Origin of the sequence: Actinomadura sp. 1N219 (assembly GCF_044326405.1) — a bacterium.
Lineage (GTDB): Bacteria > Actinomycetota > Actinomycetes > Streptosporangiales > Streptosporangiaceae > Spirillospora.
Window position 1 is genome coordinate 1 of record NZ_JBIRAY010000021.1, and the last position, 18,445, is coordinate 18,445.

General features: G+C 72.9%; 15 protein-coding genes. 4 read left to right on the forward strand and 11 right to left on the reverse strand.

Annotated elements, in window-relative coordinates:
- Positions 1-518: 518 nt before the first annotated feature.
- The 10 genes from tyrS to argC form a co-directional block, all read right to left on the reverse strand.
- Positions 519-1,796 (reverse strand): tyrosine--tRNA ligase, encoded by a 1,278-nt coding sequence (tyrS, locus tag ACH35V_RS38550; RefSeq protein ID WP_395979831.1) that lies wholly within the window; start codon positions 1,794-1,796, stop codon positions 519-521.
- A gap of 237 nt (positions 1,797-2,033) precedes the next feature.
- On the reverse strand, positions 2,034-2,669 hold the full coding sequence (locus tag ACH35V_RS38555; protein ID WP_395979832.1) for a DNA-3-methyladenine glycosylase: 636 nt from the start codon (positions 2,667-2,669) through the stop codon (positions 2,034-2,036).
- Positions 2,670-2,721: 52 nt separating this feature from the next.
- Positions 2,722-4,140: an argininosuccinate lyase gene (gene argH, locus ACH35V_RS38560; protein ID WP_395979833.1), complete on the reverse strand. Its 1,419-nt coding sequence runs from the start codon at positions 4,138-4,140 to the stop codon at positions 2,722-2,724.
- A gap of 119 nt (positions 4,141-4,259) precedes the next feature.
- Positions 4,260-5,456, reverse strand: a complete 1,197-nt coding sequence (locus ACH35V_RS38565) for an argininosuccinate synthase (RefSeq protein WP_395979834.1) — start codon at positions 5,454-5,456, stop codon at positions 4,260-4,262.
- 73 nt (positions 5,457-5,529) lie between these two features.
- Complete coding sequence (locus ACH35V_RS38570; RefSeq protein WP_395979835.1) at positions 5,530-6,033, reverse strand: arginine repressor; 504 nt, start codon at positions 6,031-6,033, stop codon at positions 5,530-5,532.
- Positions 6,034-6,044: 11 nt separating this feature from the next.
- The gene (argF, locus tag ACH35V_RS38575) at positions 6,045-6,962 is read right to left on the reverse strand and encodes an ornithine carbamoyltransferase (protein WP_395979836.1); all 918 of its coding nucleotides are present in this window, start codon (positions 6,960-6,962) and stop codon (positions 6,045-6,047) included.
- Between the two features lie 2 nt (positions 6,963-6,964).
- Positions 6,965-8,158, reverse strand: coding sequence for an acetylornithine transaminase (locus ACH35V_RS38580; protein ID WP_395979837.1), 1,194 nt, complete (start codon positions 8,156-8,158; stop codon positions 6,965-6,967).
- Positions 8,155-9,066, reverse strand: a complete 912-nt coding sequence (gene argB, locus ACH35V_RS38585; RefSeq protein ID WP_395979930.1) for an acetylglutamate kinase — start codon at positions 9,064-9,066, stop codon at positions 8,155-8,157. Before argB ends, ACH35V_RS38580 begins: the two co-directional genes overlap by 4 nt.
- Before the next feature lie 23 nt (positions 9,067-9,089).
- Positions 9,090-10,247, reverse strand: a complete 1,158-nt coding sequence (gene argJ / locus ACH35V_RS38590; RefSeq protein WP_395979838.1) for a bifunctional glutamate N-acetyltransferase/amino-acid acetyltransferase ArgJ — start codon at positions 10,245-10,247, stop codon at positions 9,090-9,092.
- Positions 10,244-11,272 (reverse strand): N-acetyl-gamma-glutamyl-phosphate reductase, encoded by a 1,029-nt coding sequence (gene argC / locus ACH35V_RS38595; protein WP_395979839.1) that lies wholly within the window; start codon positions 11,270-11,272, stop codon positions 10,244-10,246. Before argC ends, argJ begins: the two co-directional genes overlap by 4 nt.
- 170 nt (positions 11,273-11,442) lie before the next feature.
- Here argC and ACH35V_RS38600 point away from each other — a divergent pair, with 170 nt between their 5' ends.
- The 3 genes from ACH35V_RS38600 to ACH35V_RS38610 are packed head-to-tail and all read left to right on the forward strand — an operon-like array spanning position 11,443 to position 13,792.
- Positions 11,443-11,955, forward strand: coding sequence for a MarR family winged helix-turn-helix transcriptional regulator (locus tag ACH35V_RS38600; protein WP_395979840.1), 513 nt, complete (start codon positions 11,443-11,445; stop codon positions 11,953-11,955).
- Complete coding sequence (locus ACH35V_RS38605) at positions 11,952-12,920, forward strand: ATP-binding cassette domain-containing protein (RefSeq protein WP_395979841.1); 969 nt, start codon at positions 11,952-11,954, stop codon at positions 12,918-12,920. The genes ACH35V_RS38600 and ACH35V_RS38605 overlap by 4 nt, the downstream gene beginning before the upstream one ends.
- Positions 12,917-13,792, forward strand: coding sequence for an ABC transporter permease (locus ACH35V_RS38610; protein WP_395979842.1), 876 nt, complete (start codon positions 12,917-12,919; stop codon positions 13,790-13,792). The genes ACH35V_RS38605 and ACH35V_RS38610 overlap by 4 nt, the downstream gene beginning before the upstream one ends.
- A gap of 9 nt (positions 13,793-13,801) precedes the next feature.
- On the opposite strand, the gene ACH35V_RS38615 is transcribed toward ACH35V_RS38610, so the two are convergent.
- A complete protein-coding gene (locus tag ACH35V_RS38615; RefSeq protein WP_395979843.1) occupies positions 13,802-15,418 on the reverse strand; it encodes an ABC-F family ATP-binding cassette domain-containing protein in 1,617 nt (538 codons plus the stop codon).
- Positions 15,419-15,679: 261 nt separating this feature from the next.
- Between ACH35V_RS38615 and ACH35V_RS38620 the strand changes: the two genes are divergently transcribed.
- The gene (locus ACH35V_RS38620) at positions 15,680-18,412 is read left to right on the forward strand and encodes an ATP-binding protein (protein WP_395979844.1); all 2,733 of its coding nucleotides are present in this window, start codon (positions 15,680-15,682) and stop codon (positions 18,410-18,412) included.
- Positions 18,413-18,445: the final 33 nt, after the last annotated feature.

Here is an 18,445-nt window from a genome sequence, read left to right on the forward strand (position 1 = left end):
ATCCCCGACCACCCCAAAGAGGGACAGTCGCGGGGACGGGCCGGCCAACAATCGACCGGACCGTATAAAGGCACTGGCTTTTAACACGCTGTTGAGTTCTCAAGAAACGGACACCCACCGCGCCAGAACCGCTTCCGCGTTTCCAGCTCCGGGGCAACCCTTCAATACTACCCGATCCGCCCTGTTTGTCAAAGTCTGGGTGGTTCGGCCTCGTACGTCCGTTTCCGGGCAGAACAGAGTTCAACCCGGTTGGTTCGCTGAGGGTTTCCCCCGAGGCCGGGCCGCTTGCCGCGTCCCGCTCCCCCCGTGGGGCTCGTAGAACATTAGGTCCCGCCGCGAGGGCCGTCAAATCGACGTTGCGCGGCGAGAAACCCCAGTTCAGGTACGGTTTTCGAGACTTCCATCATGCCCGCCGACGGATCCTTGTAACCGCACTGTGACGTGTATCTACCGAAGTTTGCCCGCGACATGGTGATCGCCTGCCCGGAGAGGCTCCGGGCAGGCGGTCACGGACGGCTTCAGGACGCGGTCACCTCGACGCCGCCCACGTTGCGCTTGCCGCGTCGCAGGACGAGGAAGCGCCCATGGAGCAGGTCCGACGCGGACGGCGCGACGTCCTCCGACTCGACCTTGGCGTTGTTGAGGTAGGCGCCGCCCTGGGCGATCGCCCGCCGCGCCTCGGACTTGCTCCTGCACAGCCCGGAGGCGGCCAGCAGGTCGACGACGGTCGGCAGTTCGCCCGGGGCCACCTCGGTGCGGGGGACCTCGGCGAGCGCGGCCTTCAGTGTGCGTTCGTCCAGCTCCTCCAGGGCGCCCTGGCCGAACAGGGCGCGGGACGCGGCGATGACGCGGGCGGTCTCGTCCGCGCCGTGGACGAGTGTGGTCATCTCCTCCGCGAGCGCCCGCTGCGGGGCTCGGGCGGCGGGACGGTCGGCTCCCTGTTTGACCAGGTCGTCGATCTCCTCATGAGGGCGGAAGCTGAAGACCTTCAGGAAGTTCTCCACGTCCCGGTCGTCGGCGTTGACCCAGAACTGGTAGAACGCGTACGGCGAGGTCAGCTCGGGGTCGAGCCAGTACGTCTCGCCGCCGGCCGTCTTGCCGAACTTGGTCCCGTCCGCCTTGGTGAGCAGCGGTGTGGTCAGCGCGTGGGCACTGCCGCCCTCGACGCGGCGGATGAGGTCGACGCCGGCGGTGAGGTTGCCCCACTGGTCGCTGCCGCCCGTCTGAAGCCGGCACCCGTGGCGCCGGTACAGCTCCAGGAAGTCCATCGACTGGAGCAGGACGTAGCTGAACTCGGTGTAGCTCATGCCGGTGGTGTCGAGCCGGGCCTTGACGGTCTCGCGGGCCAGCATCCGGTTGACCGGGAAGTGCTTGCCGATGTCGCGGAGGAACTCGATGGCCGACATGGGGCCCGTCCAGTCGAGGTTGCTCACCATCGTCGCGCCGGTGGGGCCGTCGCCGAAGTCGAGGAACTTCGACACCTGGCCGCGGATGCGCTCGACCCAGCCCGCGACGGTCTCCTCGGAGTTCAGGACGCGTTCGGCGCTCTTGCCGCTCGGGTCGCCGATCAGGCCGGTGGCGCCGCCGACCAGGCCGATGGGCCGGTGCCCGGCGAGCTGGAAGCGGCGCAGCGTGAGGATCTGGATCAGGTTGCCGAGGTGCAGCGAGGGCGCCGTCGGGTCGAACCCGCAATAGAGCGTGACCGGTCCCGCGGCGAGCAGGGCCCGCAGTTCGTCCAGGTCGGTGGACTGCGCGATCAGGTCGCGCCACGCGAGATCGTCCAGGATGTCGGTCACGGTCTCCCTCGTTCCGGCTTGCTTCCGTGTGCCCACCAGGGTGCCCGGGCGGGCGGGTGTCACGCTAACGATATTCAGCGGGCGGCTACGTGGCGGCAGGCGGCGCGAACGCCTCGTGTCCCGAGTCGGACGTCGCGTGGGCGCCTTTCAGAGCGGCTCGCGGGCTTGATGACGGCGGCTCTCCGTGGCTTCTGGTGGCGGAGTCCACGTGGATGAGATTGTTATGGCGGGGCGGGGTCAGTCATCGGCGGGGACCTTCTTGCGCTGTCTCGGGACGTGTGCGCGGTACGGGGAGACGGTCGGGTCGCCGTCGATCCAGAACCGCCACGGCACCTCCTTGGCACCGTTGACGCCGGTGCGCGGCCCCTGGCGGATGAGCGCAGGGTCGGCGGGTTCGCCCGTGTGGACGGTGAGGGGCCCGCCGGGGGTGCAGACGTCCAGGCCGTTCTGCTCGCGGGCGATGCCCAGCGCCTGGCAGAGCCGGGCCGGGCCGCGGGCCAGGTCGCGGACGGACGAGCGCGGCCGGCGGGCGCGCGCCGTGTCCTCCCCCGCGACGACCTCGCCGGCGCGGAGCAGGACCGCCATGGACGTCCCGTCCGGGCCGCAGACGAGGTTCACGCAGAAGTGCATGCCGTAGGTGAAGTAGACGTAGGCGTGGCCGGGCGGCCCGAACATGACGGCGTTGCGCTGCGTCCGGCCTCGGTAGGCGTGGGAGGCGGGGTCGAGCGGGCCGGCGTACGCCTCGACCTCGGTGAGCCTGACCGCGACCTCGCCATCGGGTGTGCGGTGGCTGAGCACGTGCCCGAGCAGGGACGGCGCGACCTCGTCGACGGGACGGTCGAAGAAGTCCCGTGGCAGCAGCGCTCCAGTCATCGCATCACCCTATGGCGGCGGAACGCCCGATCGGTCCGGGGTCCGCGGGCGGTCAGGCGTCGGAGTCGGCGGCCCACGCGGCGTGCTCGTTGACGAGGGCGCGGAGCGCGCCGAGCTGCTCGCGGACGCGGTCGGGCGCGGTGCCCCCGTACGCCTTCCGGGACGCCAGCGCCCCCTGGACGTTCAGGACCTCGCGGACGTCCGGCGTCAGGTGCGGCGACACCTTGGCGAGCTCCTCGTCGGTGAGGTCGTCGAAGTCCTTGTCGTTGACCTGGCACCAGACGACGAGGTGCCCGACGACCTCGTGCGCGTCGCGGAACGCGGTGCCGCGCCGGACGAGGAGTTCGGCGAGGTCGGTGGCGAGGGCGAAGCCGTCCGGGGCGAGGGCCTCCAGGCGCTCGGTGTTGACCCGCATGGTCGCGATCAGCCCGGACATGGCGGGCAGGACGAGCAGCAGCGTCTCGACGGCGTCGAACGCGCCCTCCTTGTCCTCCTGGAGGTCGCGGTTGTAGGTGAGCGGGAGGCCCTTGAGGGTGGTGAGCAGGGCGACGAGGTGGCCGATGAGGCGGCCTGCCTTGCCGCGCGCCAGCTCGGCGACGTCGGGGTTCTTCTTCTGCGGCATGATCGACGACCCGGTGGCATAGGTGTCGTCCATCTCGATCCAGCGGAACTCCTGCGACGCCCAGAGGCAGATCTCCTCGCCGAGGCGGGACAGGTGGACGCCGACGAGCGCGGCGGCGAAGAGGAACTCGGCGACGAAGTCGCGGTCGGCGACGGCGTCCATGGAGTTGGCGGCGGCGGCGTCGAAGCCGAGCTCGGCGGCGGTGGCCTGCGGGTCGAGCGGCAGGGACGAGCCGGCGAGGGCGCCGGAGCCGAGCGGGGAGATCGCGGCGCGCTTGTCCCAGTCGCGGAGCCGGGCGACGTCGCGGGTGAGCGGCTGGACGTGCGCGAGGAGCTGGTGGGAGAACAGCACGGGCTGGGCGTGCTGCAGGTGGGTCATGCCGGGGGCGGCGACGCCGAGGTTGTGCTCGGCCTGCGCGATCAGCGCGGTCTCCAGCTCGACGAGGCGGGACACGATCTGGCGGGCGTGGTCGCGGAGGTAGAGCCGCAGGTCGGTGGCGACCTGGTCGTTGCGGCTGCGGCCCGCGCGGAGCTTGCCGCCGAGGGCGCCGAGCCGTTCGAGGAGGCCGCGTTCGAGGGCGGTGTGGACGTCCTCGTCGGCGACCGTGGGGCGAAACTCGCCGGTGCGGCAGGCCTCCTCCAGGTCGTCCAGGGCACCGATCATGCGGTCGAGCTCGTCGCCGGTGAGCAGCCCCGCCCGGTTGAGGACGCGGGCGTGCGCGCGCGAGCCCATCAGGTCGTAGGGGGCGAGCCGCCAGTCGAACTGGACGCTCACCGAGAGCCGCGCGAGCGCGTCCGACGGGCCGCCTTCGAACCGGCCGCCCCACAGGCGCGTCGGTGCCTTCGTCACGAAAATCCTCTTCTTCCGCCGCTGGACGAACGTTGCCGTCTCATCTCACCACGTCCGGGCATGGCTGCACGACGTGGGGACGCCGTGGTCGCGGCGCCCCCACGCGTCGCTCTTCCCGGTCAGATGCCCCGGTCGCGCTTGGCGGCGATCTTGCTGGGCAGGCTCCACAGCTCGACGAAGCCCTTGGCGAGGCTCTGGTCGAAGGTGTCGCCGGTGTCGTAGGTGGCGAGGTCGTAGCTGTAGAGGGACGCGTCGCTGCGCCGCCCGGTGACGACGGCGCGGCCGCCGTGCAGGGTCAGCCGGACGTCGCCGGACACGTGCTTCTGCGCGTCGGCGATGAACGCGTCCAGGGAGTCCTTCAGCGGCGAGAACCACAGGCCGTCGTAGACGAGCTCGCCCCACCGCTGGTCGACGGACCGCTTGAACCGGGCCAGGTCGCGCTCGACGGTGACGCTCTCCAGCTCCATGTGCGCTGTGATCAGCGCGATCGCGGCCGGGGCCTCGTAGACCTCGCGGCTCTTGATGCCGACGAGCCGGTCCTCGACCATGTCGATCCGCCCGACGCCCTGCGCGCCGGCGCGGCGGTTCAGCTCGGCGACGATCTGGTACGGGGTGAGCGGGCGGCCGTCCAGCGCGACGGGCACGCCGGACGCGAAGGTGATGACGACCTCGTCGGCCTCGCGCGGCTCGGCGGGGTCGGCGGTGTAGTCGTAGACGTCCTCGATGGGCCCGTTCCAGATGTCCTCCAGGAACCCGGTCTCGACGGCGCGTCCCCACAGGTTCTGGTCGATGGAGTACGGCGACTTGGCCGACACGTCGATCGGCAGGCCCTTCTCCTCGGCGAACGCGATCGCCTTGTCGCGCGTCCAGGCGAAGTCGCGGGCGGGCGCGATGACCTTCAGGTCGGGGTTGAGCGCCGACAGGCCCGCCTCGAACCGGACCTGGTCGTTGCCCTTGCCGGTGCAGCCGTGCGACACGGTCGTCCCGCCGAACGCCTCGGCGGCCGACACGAGGTGCTTGACGATCAGCGGCCGGGACAGCGCGGACAGCAGCGGGTAGCGGTCCATGTAGAGGGCGTTGGCCTGCATGGCGGGGACGCAGAAGTCCGCGGCGAACTCCTCCCTGGCGTCCACGACGACGGCCTCCGCCGCGCCGCAGGCCAGGGCCCGCTTGCGGATGGCGTCGAGGTCCTCGCCGCCCTGGCCGACGTCGACGGCCACCGCGATGACCTCCCCGCCGGTCTGCTCGGCGAGGTACGGGATGGCGACGGAGGTGTCCAGTCCCCCGGAGTATGCGAGGACGACGCGCTCGCTCATGATCTTTATCTCCTGTGCGAAGTGTGTGCGAGGTTTCGGGTCTTGCGGGCTGGGACGGGGCCGCGGGGCGGCCCTAGCTTCGTCGCTCGCGCCCGTCGGTCAGCCGCAGCAGCGCCTGCGCGACGTCGTCCCCGCCGGTCGGGTCGCGGGCGATGACGAGGATCGAGTCGTCGCCCGCGACGGTGCCGAGGATGGACGGCCATTCGGCGTGGTCGATCGCCGAGGCCAGGTACTGCGCGGCCCCGGGCGGGGTCCGCACCATGACCAGGTTGGCCGACGCCTCGGCGGACACCAGCAGCTCCGCGGCGAGCCGGGAGAGCCGTCCGGTGAAGGACTCGGCGGAGCCCGTGCGGGCCCGCCGGATCCGCTCGCCGCCCTCCCCGGGGACGGCGTAGATCAGGCTGCCGTCGTCGGCGCGCAGCCGCACCGCGCCGATCTCCACCAGGTCGCGCGACAGCGTGGCCTGGGTGACGTCGACGCCCTCGTCGCCGAGGAGCTTCGCGAGCTCGCCCTGCGAGTGGACGGGATGCCGGGTCAGCAGCTCGATCACCCGGGCGTGCCGGGCGGTCTTGGTCATGGGGGCCGTCGTCACCGCGAGCGCTCCAGCAGCCAGATCAGCAGCGCCTTCTGGGCGTGCAGGCGGTTCTCGGCCTCGTCCCAGACGCGGCTCCGCGGGCCGTCCAGGACCGATGCGGCGATCTCCCTGCCGCGGTAGGCGGGCAGGCAGTGCAGGACGATCGCGTCCGCGTCGGCGAGGTCCAGCAGTTCTTCGGTGACGGCGTACGGCTCGTAGCGGGAGGTGTCCTTGCCGTCCTGGCCCATGGAGACCCAGGTGTCGGTGGCGAGGACGTCGGCTCCGGCGGCGGCCTTCGCGGCGTCGTCGGTGACGGTCACGGACCCGCCGGTCGCGGCGGCGATCTCGGTCGCGCGATCGACGACGGCGGGGGCAGGGGGCTGGGACGCGGGGGCCGCGACGCGGACGTGCATCCCTGCGGTGGCGCAGCCGAGCAGGTAGGAGTGGGCCATGTTGTTGGCGCCGTCGCCGAAGTAGGCGAGGGTGAGGCCGGGCAGGTCGCCCTTCGCCTCCCGGACGGTCTGCAGGTCGGCGAGGACCTGGCACGGGTGGAACTCGTCGGTGAGGGCATTGACGACCGGGACGGTGGTTCCGGCGGCCATCTCGTCGATGCGCTCCTGGCCCGCCGTCCGCCACACGATGGCGCTGACCTGGCGTTCCAGGACGCGGGCGGTGTCGGCGATGGTCTCGCCGCGGCCGAGCTGGCTGGTGCCGGCGTCCATGACGAGGGGGTTGCCGCCGAGTTCGGCGATGCCGGCGGTGAACGACAGCCGGGTCCGGGTGGACGGCTTGTCGAACAGCACGGCGACCGACTGTGGGCCGTCGAGGGGCCGGAACCGGAAGCGGTCCTTCTTCACCTCGGCTGCGAGGTCGAGAACCTCGGCCTGCTCGGCGGGGGTCAGGTCGTCGTCGCGGAGGAAGTGCCTGGTCATGCTCAGTTCTCCGGTTCGGGGGCGGCGGAGTCGAGGATCGCGGGGAAGGCGGCGGTGAACGACCGGGCCTCCTCGGCGGTGAGGACGAGCGGCGGCGCGATCCGCAGCGCGTCCGGCGCGAGCGCGTTGATCAGGAACCCGGCGTCGCGGGCGGCGGCCTCGGCGGCGGGCGCGTGCGGCCCGGTGAGGACGGCCGCGCGCCACAGCCCGCGGCCCCGGACGCCGTCGAGCAGGGGGTGGTCGATGGCGCGGAGGCCGCCGGCGAGGATCTCCCCCACGGAGGCGGCGTTGGCGAGCAGGCCGTCCTTCTCGATCGTGCTGAGGACGGCGAGCGCGGCGGCGGCGCTGACGGGGTTGCCGCCGAAGGTGCTGCCGTGGTCGCCCTTCGCGAACAGGTCGCCGTGCGGGCCGAACGCGACGCACGCCCCGATCGGCAGGCCGCCGCCGAGTCCCTTGGCCAGGGTGATGATGTCGGGCTTGGCGTTCTCGTGCTGGAACGCGAACCAGGTGCCCGTCCGGCCGATCGCGGACTGGATCTCGTCGGCGACGAACAGCGCGCCCGTGGCGTCGCAGATGGCGCGGGCTGCGGCGAAGTACCCGTCCGGCGGGGGGACGACTCCGGCCTCGCCCTGCGTCGGCTCCAGGAAGACGGCGGCGCAGTTCTCGTCCACGGCGGGCTTGAGCGCGTCGGCGTCGCCGTAGGGGACGAACCGGACGTCGATGCCGAACGGCCCGAACGGCTCCCGGATCGCCGCCTTCCCGGTCAGCGACAGCGCGCCCATGCTCCGTCCGTGGAAGCCGTTCTCCGCGGCGACGAAGTAGGTGCGGCCGTTGGACTTGCCGTATTTGATGGCGAGTTTCAGCGCGCACTCGTTCGCTTCGGTGCCGCTGTTGCTGAGGAACACCTTCCCGTCCCCGCCGAGCAGGCCGAGGAGGCGTTCGGCGAGCAGGACCTCGGGCTCGTGCAGGAACAGGTTGGACGTGTGCGCCAGCGTCGCGACCTGCGAGGACACCGCCTCGACGAGGGCCGGGTGGGCGTGGCCGAGGGAGCTGACCGCGATCCCGGCGATCAGGTCGAGGTACTCCCGGCCGCCGGTGTCCCACACGCGGCAGCCCTCGCCGCGCGCCAGCGCGACCGGCGGGACGCCGTAGTTCGGCATGAACGCGGCCTCGAACCGTGCCCTCAAGTCGCTCATGCCGATACCTCCTGCGCCGGACCCGGGGGGCTGGGGAGCACCATCGTTCCGATCCCTTCGTCGGTGAAGATCTCCAGGAGGAGGGAGTGCAGGACGCGTCCGTCCAGCACGTGCGCCTGCGGGACGCCGCCGCGCACCGCCGTCAGGCAGGCCTCCATCTTCGGGACCATCCCGGCCGACAGGTCCGGCAGCAGGACGGCCAGCTCGTCGGTGGTGAGCCTGTCGATCACGTCGTCGCTGTCGGGCCAGTCGGCGTACAGGCCCTCGACGTCGGTGAGGACGACGAGCTTCGCGGCGTCCAGCGCGACGGCGAGCGCGGCGGCGGCCGTGTCGGCGTTGACGTTGTAGACCTCGCCGTCGTCGCCGCGCGCGATGCTGGAGATGACCGGGATGCGGCCGTCGTCCAGCAGCGCCCGCAGCGCCCCGACCTGCACCTCGACGATCTCGCCGACCTGGCCGATGTCGACGGCCTCGCCGTCCACGACCGCGTGCTTGCGCTCGGCGGTGAACAGGTGGGCGTCCTCGCCGGACATGCCGAGCGCGAACGGGCCGTGCCGGTTGATCAGCCCGACGACGTCGCGCTGCACCTGCCCGGTCAGCACCATCCGGACGACCTCCATGGCCTCCGGCGTGGTCACGCGCAGCCCGGCGGTGAACGTCGAGTCGATGCCGTTGCGGGCGAGCGCCGCGTTGATCTGCGGGCCGCCGCCGTGGACGATCACCGGCCGCAGCCCGGCGTAGCGCAGGAACACGACGTCCTCGGCGAAGGAGTGGCGCAGCTCCTCGTCCGTCATCGCGTGCCCGCCGTACTTGATCACGACGGTGGTGCCGTGGAACCGCTCCAGCCACGGCAGCGCCTTGATCAGCGTCTCGGCCTTGGCCATGACGCCCATCCGGTTCTTGCGCATGTCCGCGCCCGAGGTGATCGCGGTCATGTGGAGTAGGCCGAGTTCTCGTGGACGTAGTCGGCCGTGAGGTCGGTCGTCCAGACGGTCGCGCTGTGCGGGCCCGCCGACAGGTCGACGGTGATCGTCACGTCGCGGGGGCGCAGGTCGACCTTGTCGCGGTCGTCGCCGAACGAGCCGTTCCGGCACACCCACACGCCGTTGATCGCGACGTTCAGCTCGTCGGGCTCGAACACCGCGTCGGTGGTGCCGACCGCCGAGAGCACCCGTCCCCAGTTGGGGTCCTCGCCGTGGATGGCGCACTTGAGGAGGTTGTTGCGGGCGATGGAGCGTCCGACGGTGACCGCGTCGTAGCCGGACGCGGCGCCGACGACCTCGATCGCGATGGCCTTGGACGCGCCTTCGGCGTCCACGAGCAGTTGCCGGGTCAGGTCGGCGCAGACCTCGGTGAGCAGCGCGGTGAACTCGTCCTCGGCGGGGACGACGCCGGAGGCGCCGGACGCCAGCAGCAGCACGGTGTCGTTGGTGGACATGCAGCCGTCGGAGTCGAGCCGGTCGAGGGTGACGCCGGTGGCCGCGCGCAGCGCCCGGTCCAGGACGGCGGCGGGCAGGTCGGCGTCGGTGGTGATCACGCTGAGCATGGTCGCCAGGGACGGGGCGAGCATGCCCGCGCCCTTCGCCATCGCGCCGATCATGTAGCCGCCCGCGCCCTGCCGGAAGGAGATCTTCGCGACGGTGTCGGTGGTGCGGATCGCGTCGGCGGCGGCGAGCCCGCCGTCGCCGCGCGACAGCTCGGCGGCGGCCTTGTCGACGCCGGGGAGCAGCAGGTCCATCGCGAGCCGCTCGCCGATCAGGCCGGTGGAGCAGACCGCGACCTCGCCGGCCGAGTCCTCCAGGACGTCGGCGACCTTCTCGGCGGTGGCGTGCGTGTCCTGGAAGCCGGGCGCGCCGGTGCAGGCGTTGGCGCCGCCGGCGTTCAGCACGACGGCGCGGACGCGTCCGCCCTTGAGGACCTGCTCCGACCACAGGACGGGCGCCGCCTTCACGCGGTTGCGGGTGAAGACGCCGGCGGCCGCGCGGGACGGCCCGTCGTTGACGACGAGGGCCAGGTCGCGGTTGCCGCTGGCCTTCAGCCCCGCGACGACGCCGGCGGCGCGGAAGCCCCGGGGGGCGGTGACGCTCAAGGGGACACTCCGATCGTGGTCAGGCCGAGTTCTTCCGGGAGGCCGAGGGCGAGGTTGGCGCTCTGCACCGCACCGCCCGCGGTTCCCTTGGTGAGGTTGTCGATGGCGACGACGGCGACGACGCGTCCGGCGGACTCGTCCAGCGTGACCTGGACGAGCGCGGTGTTGGCGCCGAGCGTCATGGACGTGGCGGGCCACTGCCCGTCCGGGAGCAGGCCCAGGAACGGCTCGCCGGCGTAGGCGCCGGCGTAGGCGGCGCGCAGCGTGGCGGCGGTGACGCCGGGACGGGCCTTGGCCGTGCAGGTGGCGAGGATGCCGCGGCTCATCGGCGCGAGCGTCGGCGTGAACGAGACCGTGACCGGTTCGTCCGCGACGGCGCTGAGGTTCTGGACCATCTCCGGTGTATGCCTATGCGTCCCGCCGACGGCGTAGGCGGAGACGGAGCCCATGACCTCGCTGCCCAGCAGGTGCGGTTTGAGGGCCCGTCCCGCGCCGGAGGTACCGGACGCGGCGACCACGACGACGTCGGGTTCGGCGAGCCCGGCGGCGAACGCCGGGAACAGCGCGAGCGTGACGGCGGTCGGGTAGCAGCCGGGGACGGCGACGCGCTTCGCCGAGCGCAGCGCGTCCCGGTGTCCGGGCAGTTCGGGCAGGCCGTAGGGCCAGGCGCCGGCGTGGGGCGTCCCGTAGAACCGCTCCCAGTCGCCCGGGTCGGTGAGCCTGTGGTCGGCGCCGCAGTCGATGACCAGGACGTCCTCGCCGAGTTCCGCGGCGATCGGCCCGGACTGGCCGTGCGGCAGCGCCAGGAACACGACGTCGTGGCCGGACAGCGTCTCCGGGGTCGTCTCGGCGAGGACGCGTCCGGCCAGGGATCGCAGCTGGGGCTGGTGCGCGCCCAGCTCGGCGCCCGCGTTGGAGCCCGCGGTCAGCGCGCCGATCTCGAACTCCGGATGTCCCGCCAGGATGCGCAGCAGCTCGCCGCCCGCGTACCCGCTGGCGCCGGCGACCGCCGTCCGGATTCCCATGTCCACCCTGCCCTTCAGAATCGATAAGCAAGAGTATGCATGAAGCTGGATGTCTATTCAAAGCCGGGAGGGCCCCTTCCGGCCGGTTGAGACGAGCGCCACATGATAGAGGAGATATTTAGGCAGCTAAAGATTTGCCTTCTAACCATCAGGGCCCTAACATCACGGCCATGGAGAACCTCGGCTTCGCCGACCTGCGGGTCGAGCCCATGGAGGAATGGCCGATCGGCAGGCTCTTCGGCCTGGCGTCGCGGCTGGCGCAGCCGGTGGTCTCGCGGATCATCGAGCGGCACGGCATCAGCCCGGCCGGTTTCTTCGTGCTCCGCATGCTGATCGTCGAGGACGGCATGCGCCCGGGCGAGGTCGCCAAGCGGCTGATCGTCACCCCGGCGACCGTCACCTCGGTGGTCGACACGCTGGAGCGCAACGGGCACGTCCGGCGCGAGCGCTCGTTCCGCGACCGGCGCGGCGTGATGCTGCGCATCACCGACTCGGGCCGGCGGCTGGTCGCGGCGAAGTCACAGGCCATCGGACGCGACCTCTCGCATGTCTACGACGTCGTGGACGAGGGCGACGAGGCCGCCGTCCGGCGGTTCCTCCTCAACCTCATAAAACGGTTCGAGGATTTCCCGGCCGAAGAGGACGATTCACAAAGCGATGAAGCGAAGGGAGACGGCGCGTGACCGAACCCCCAGAAGCCGCCGTGAGAACGGTCGACCTCAAGAAGACCTATCCGGCGTCCGGGCAGCGTCCCGCGGTGCCCGCCGTCCAGGGCATCGACCTGGACGTCCCGCGCGGCGAGTTCTTCGGGCTGCTCGGCCCGAACGGCGCGGGCAAGTCGACGACCATCGGCATGCTCACCACCCTCGTCGTGCCGACCGGCGGCGGCGCCCGGGTCTGCGGCCTGGACGTGGTGAGGGACGCCGTCGAGATCAAGCGCCGCATCGGCGTGGTGTCGCAGAACAACACCCTCGACAGCGACCTCACCGTCGCCGAGAACCTGGAGTTCCGGGGCCGCTACTTCGGGCTCGGCGCCCGCGACGCCCGCCGCCGGACGGGCGAGCTGCTGGAGCTGTTCGGGCTGACCGAGCAGCGCGGCGGCAACCCGTTCGAGATCTCCGGCGGGCAGGCCAAGCGGGTCATGATCTGCCGGGCCCTCATGCACGGGCCCGAGGTGCTGTTCCTGGACGAGCCGACCGCCGGGCTCGACCCGCAGACCCGCACCAACCTGTGGGAGGTGCTGCGCGGACTCCAGGCGGCGGGGCAGACCATCCTGCTCACCACGCACTACATGGAGGAGGCCGAGGCGCTCTGCGACCGGGTCGCCGTCGTCGACCACGGCAAGATCCTCGCGAGCGGGACGGTGGACGAGCTGAAGTCCAACGCCGGCGCCGACACCGTCATCACCGTCACCTACGACGCCGCGGCGCCGGACGGCATCCACGCCCTCGCCGACCGGGACGGCATCAGCAAGGTCGAGGTCAACGACGGCCAGGTCCGCGTGTTCGCCGCCGACTCCGACGGCCTGCTCGGCGAACTGGTCACGATCGGCTCCCGCGCCGGGGTCGGCGTCACCGACGCCACCCAGCTCCGTCCCAGCCTGGAGACCGTCTTCCTCACCCTCACCGGAAGGGACTACCGCGAATGACCGCGTCCGCCGCCCCGGCGGCCCCCGGCCCCGCCGCGCCCGCCGTCCTCGCCCCGCCGCCGCCCGCGCGGGCGACGCTGCCCCGCACGTTCGCCGCGATGATGGCGCGCGAGGGGCGCGTCATGCGCAAGAACTTCGTGTCCACGTTCACGCGGGTGCTGGTGCAGCCGGTGATGTTCGTGTTCGTGTTCGCCTACGTCCTGCCGAAGCTCGGCGGCGGCGCGATGGCGGGCGGGCCCGGCGGGCCGACGTTCTCCACGATCCTCGTGCCGGGCCTGGTCGGCTCGTCCATCATCATGCAGGCGATGATGGCGGTGATCTTCCCGCTGATGATGGAGCTGAACTGGCAGAAGTCGATCACCGACCGGGCGCTGGCCCCGGTGCCGATCCCGCTGCTGGCCGCGCAGAAGATCATCGCCGCGGCGGTGCAGGGCCTGCTCGGCGGGCTGCTGGTGTTCCCGGCGGTGCTGCTCATCCACGCCGAGGGCCAGGCGCCGAAGGTGCACGTGGACAACTGGCCCGTCCTGATCCTGGTGATGGTGGCGGGGTCGCTGCTGTCGGCCGCGGGCGGGCTGCTGCTGGGCACGCTGATGAACCCGCAGAAGGTCCAGGTGCTGTTCGCGATGGTGCTGCTCCCGATGACCATGCTCGGCTGCGTGTACTACCCGTGGTCGGCGCTGGACGACATCCGCTGGCTGCAGATCGTCAGCCTGTTCAACCCGCTGGTGTACGTCAGCGAGGGCCTGCGCAGCACGCTGACGCCGGACGTCCCGCACATGCCGGCCTGGGCGTTCCTCCTGGCCGTCCTGGGCGGGACGATCCTGCTGACCTGGGCCGCGACGCGCACGTTCACCAAGCGCGTCCTGACCTGATCCGCCGGTCTACATCGGCTCGATCTCGGTCAGGCCCGCCGCGCGGTCCATGCGGAGCCAGCGGGTGACGCCGAGGGTCCGCAGGAACGGGACGTCGTGGCTCACCACGATCAGCGCCCCCTGGTAGGCGGCGAGGGCCTGGCCGAGCTGGGCGGCGCTCGCCATGTCGAGGTTGTTCGTCGGCTCGTCCAGCAGGAGCAGCTGCGGGGCGGGCTCGGCGAGCAGCAGCGACGCCAGGACGGCGCGGAACCGTTCGCCGCCTGAGAGGGTCCCGGCGGGCTGCTCGGCGCGCGCGCCGCGGAACAGGAACCGCGCCAGCCCGGCCCTGATCTCGGACGGCTTCGCCGACGGCGCCCGCACGCGGACGTTGTCGACGAGGCTGAGCTCCTCGTCGAGGACGTCGAGCCGCTGCGGCAGGTACCGGACGCCGTCCACGCCGATCCTGACGGCCATTCCTTCGGGGACGCGGTCGCCGGTGAGCGCCCGCAGGAACGTGGTCTTGCCCGAGCCGTTCGGGCCGGTCAGCGCGATCCGCTCCGGGCCCTGGAGGATCAGCTCGGCCAGGGTGCCGATCTCCGGCTCGGGCGCGGCGAGGCCCGTCACGGTCGCGACCGTCCGCCCGGCCGGGACGCGGGTGGCGGGCAGCTTGACGCGGATCTCGGCGTCCTCGCGGACCGCGCCCTCCGCCTCGCTGAGCCGGTCGCGGGCGCCGGCGAGGCGCTCCTCGTGCATGATGCGGTGCTTGCCCGCCGAGACCTGCGCCTGCCGCTTGCGCTCCCCCATCACGATCTTCGGTTCGCGCTTGCTCTCCTCCATCTTCGCGCCGTAGCGCTTGCGGCGGGCGAGCTTGACCTGCGCCTCCCGCAGGTCGCGTTGCTGGCGGCGCAGGTCGGTCTCGGCCGCGCGGACCGTCCGCTCGGCGGCCTCCCGCTCGACCGCGAGCAGCTCCTCGTAGGCGGACAGGTTCCCGCCGAACGTCCGGACGCCGCCGGCGCGCAGGTCGGCGATCTCGTCGACCCGGTCGAGCAGCTCCCGGTCGTGGCTGACGACGACGAGCACGCCCGTCCAGGACGCGACCGCGTCGTACAGGCGGCGGCGCGCGTCCAGGTCGAGGTTGTTGGTCGGCTCGTCCAGCAGCAGCACGCCGGGGCGGGCGAGGAACCGGGCGGCGAGGCCGACCATCACGGCCTCCCCGCCGGACAGGGTCGGGACGGTCCGGTCCAGGCCCAGGTGGTCGAGCCCGAGCCGGTCGAGTTCGGCGCGGGCGCGCTCCTCGACGTCCCAGCCGTCGCCGACGGCGGTGAAGTTCTCCTCGGTGGCCTCGCCGCGCTCGATGGCGCGCAGCGCGTCGCGGGTCCCGGCGATGCCGAGCAGGTCGGCGACGGTGGCGGCGCCGTCCAGGGCGAGGTTCTGCGGCAGGTAGCCGATCTCCCCGTCGACGCTCACGGTGCCCGCGGCGGGCGGCAGCTCACCGGCGATGATCTTCAGCAGGGTGGACTTGCCGGAGCCGTTGACGCCGATCAGGCCCGTCCGGCCGGTGCCGAACGTGACGTCCAGGCCGTCGAGGACCTGGGTGCCGTCCGCCCAGGCGAAGGACAGGTCCGAGCACACGATGGCGAATGACATGAGGCGGCCTCCATGGTGATGAGCGGATGCGGGACGCATGGAGACACCGCGGGTCGCGCGACGCGCCGGCGGGCATGGAAAAGCCCGGCGAGACGGGAGTCCGTACTGAGGTCACGTGCGCGGGCCGATGGGCGGCCGGTGCGCGGTGTCGGACCTCAGATCCTCAATGGACTCCCCTGCCGGGCGGCGATGTGACGGCACCGAGGCTACCCGATCCCTTATCGCAACACAAGTAGCGATAGGAGGCGGCATGCTAGGCCGATGGACCCTGTCAGCCCGGTGTTCGCCGGGCGCGCCGCCGAGCTGGCCGAGTTACGCGCCGCGCACGCGCGGGCATGCGCGGGCGAGGCGGCCGCCGTCCTGGTCGGCGGCGAGGCGGGCGGCGGGAAGACGCGCCTGGTCACCGAGTTCGCGCGGGACGTCCGCACGCTGACCGGGGCCTGCCTCGACCTCGGCGCCGCGACCCTGCCGTACGCCCCGTTCACCGCGATCCTGCGGCGCCTCGGCCGGGACGCCGTCGTCTCGCTCATGCCCGCGGCGGCGCTGCCGGAGCTGGCGCGGCTGATGCCGGGCCTCACCGCGGCCGGGCCCCCGCCGGACGACGGCACCGGGCAGATGCGGCTGTTCGAGCACGTCCTGGCGCTGGCCGAACGGCTCGGCGCGCAGGACCCGGTGACCTTGGTGGTGGAGGACGCGCACTGGGCCGACCGCTCCACCCGGGACCTGCTGACGTTCCTGTTCCGGAACCCGCCGCGCACGGGCGTGCTGCTGGTGGTGACCTTCCGTCCCGAGGAGCCGGACACCCGCCCGCTGTTCGCCGATCTCGCCCGGCTCCCCCACGCGACCCGGCTGGACCTGCCGCCGCTCACCCGCGCCGAGGTCGCCGACCAGGTGCGCGGCATCCTCGGGGCCGCCGACCCGGCCGTGGCGCGGGACGTGCACGCGCGCGGCGGCGGCAACCCGCTGTTCGTCGAGGCGCTCGTCGGGAGCGCGGGCGCGGCGGTGCCCGGGTCCTTGCGGGAGTTGCTGCTCGCCCGCGTCCGGCGGCTTCCCGAGCCCGCCCGTGCGGCGCTGCGCGCGGCGAGCGCCGCCGGCGACCGGGTCGGGCACGGCCTGCTCGCGGCCGTCACCGGCCTGTCCGATCCCGGTCTGAGCGAGGCGCTGCGCCCGGCCGCCGACCACGGGCTCCTGGCCGCGGACGGCGACGGCTACGCGTTCCGGCACGCGCTCATCCGCGAGGCCGTCCACGAGGACCTGCTGCCCGGCGAACGCTCCGCCCTGCATCGCCGGTTCGCCGAGACCATCGAGCGGGAACCGGAACTCAGCGATGCGCCGGAGAGCGCGCTGGCCGTCCATTGGCAGGGGTGCGGCGACCATGCCCAGGCCCTGGCCGCCGCGTGGCGGGCCGCCTGGGAGCGCTACGCGGCCGCCGCTTACGCCGAGCAGTTGTCGCTGCTGGAACGCGTCCTCGACCTGTGGGACCGGGTGCCCGATGCCGAATCCCTCACCGGCCGCACGCGCCACGACGTGCTGGACGCCGCGACGGCGGCGGCGGGCGCGATCGGCGAACCCGGACGCGGGCTGCCGCTCGTCCAGCGGGCCCTGGACGAGACCGACCGCCGCCGCGAACCCGCTCAAGCCGCCAGGCGGCTGACCCTCCGGGCGCAGATGCGCGGCTTCCAGGGCGACGAGGACGAGCTGGACGATCTGCGGGAGGCCGAACGGCTCGCCGCCGGCCCGGTCCGCGTCGAGGTCCTCACCCGGCTGAGCTCCCGGCTGCTCGTCTACGGGGAGATGGACGAGGGGGAACGGCTCGGCCGGGAGGGGCTGGCGCTGGCCCGCGCGTCCCGCGACCGCCGGGCGGCCGCCCACCTGGAGATCACCGTCGCGGAGGCCGCCGCGCGCGACGGCGACGGCGACCCGGCGGCGCTGGAACGGCTCCGCCATCGCGGGCTCGGGCCGTGGGAACGCGCCCGGGTGCTGAACACGCTGGCGCACTGCCGCCTGAACACGGGCCGTCCGGCGGACGCGCTGGCCCTGACGGCCGAGGGGCTCGCCGTCGCGGAGGACGCCGGGCTGGTGCACAGCGCGGGGCTCGCGCCGGCCGTCAACCAGGTCGAGGCGCTGTACCGGCTCGGCCGCTGGGACGAGGCCGCCGGCGCACTCCAGGAGCGCCTGGACCGGCACCACGCGCCCGCGTTCCGCGTGCAGATGATGATCTGGCGGATCGCGCTGCTGGCCGCCCGGGGAACCGGGCCCGGGCCCGACCCGGAGGCGCTCGCCGTCCCGCTGGACGCCGGGTTCCCGCAGACGGCGCTGCCCCTCGCCCAGATGATCGTCGAGTGGAGGCTGGCGGAGGACGACCGTCCGGGCGCGAGTGACGCGGTGGACGCCGTCCTGCGCCATCCGCGCCTGACCGTGCAGCCCTGCCACCTGTGGCCGCTGCTGGAGACCGCGGCGCACGCGGGCGGCCCGCGCCTCCCCGAGATCGCGGCGCTGGCCGCGCGGCTGCCCGTCGCGACTCCCGTGGCCGAGGCGCACGCGGCGGCCGTGTCCGCGCTGACCGGAGGCCCGTTGGCATGGGACGCCGTGATCTCCGCTTGGGAGCGGATGGAGCAGCCGTATCCGCTCGCGCGGGCGCTGTTCCACGCCGCGTGCGCCGACCTATCGGCCGGAGATCGCGCCGCCGCCGCCCCGCGCCTCGACCGGGCCGCCGGGATCGCCGGGCGGCTCGGCGCCGCGCCGCTGGCCCGGCGGATCTCCGAGCGCGCACGCCGCGCGGGGCTGCCCGGCTCGTCCGGCGGGCTGCTCACCGCCCGCGAGTCGGAGGTGCTGCGGCTGCTCGCGCGCGGGCGCTCCAACCGGGAGATCGCCGACGAGCTGTTCATCTCGCCCAAGACCGCGAGCGTCCACGTCTCGCGCATCATCGCCAAGCTCGGCGTCACCTCGCGCGGCGAGGCCGTCGCCGCCGCCCGCGACCGCGGCCTGGCTTAGCGCGCCGTCGGCCCTCATCTAAGCCGCCGCCTT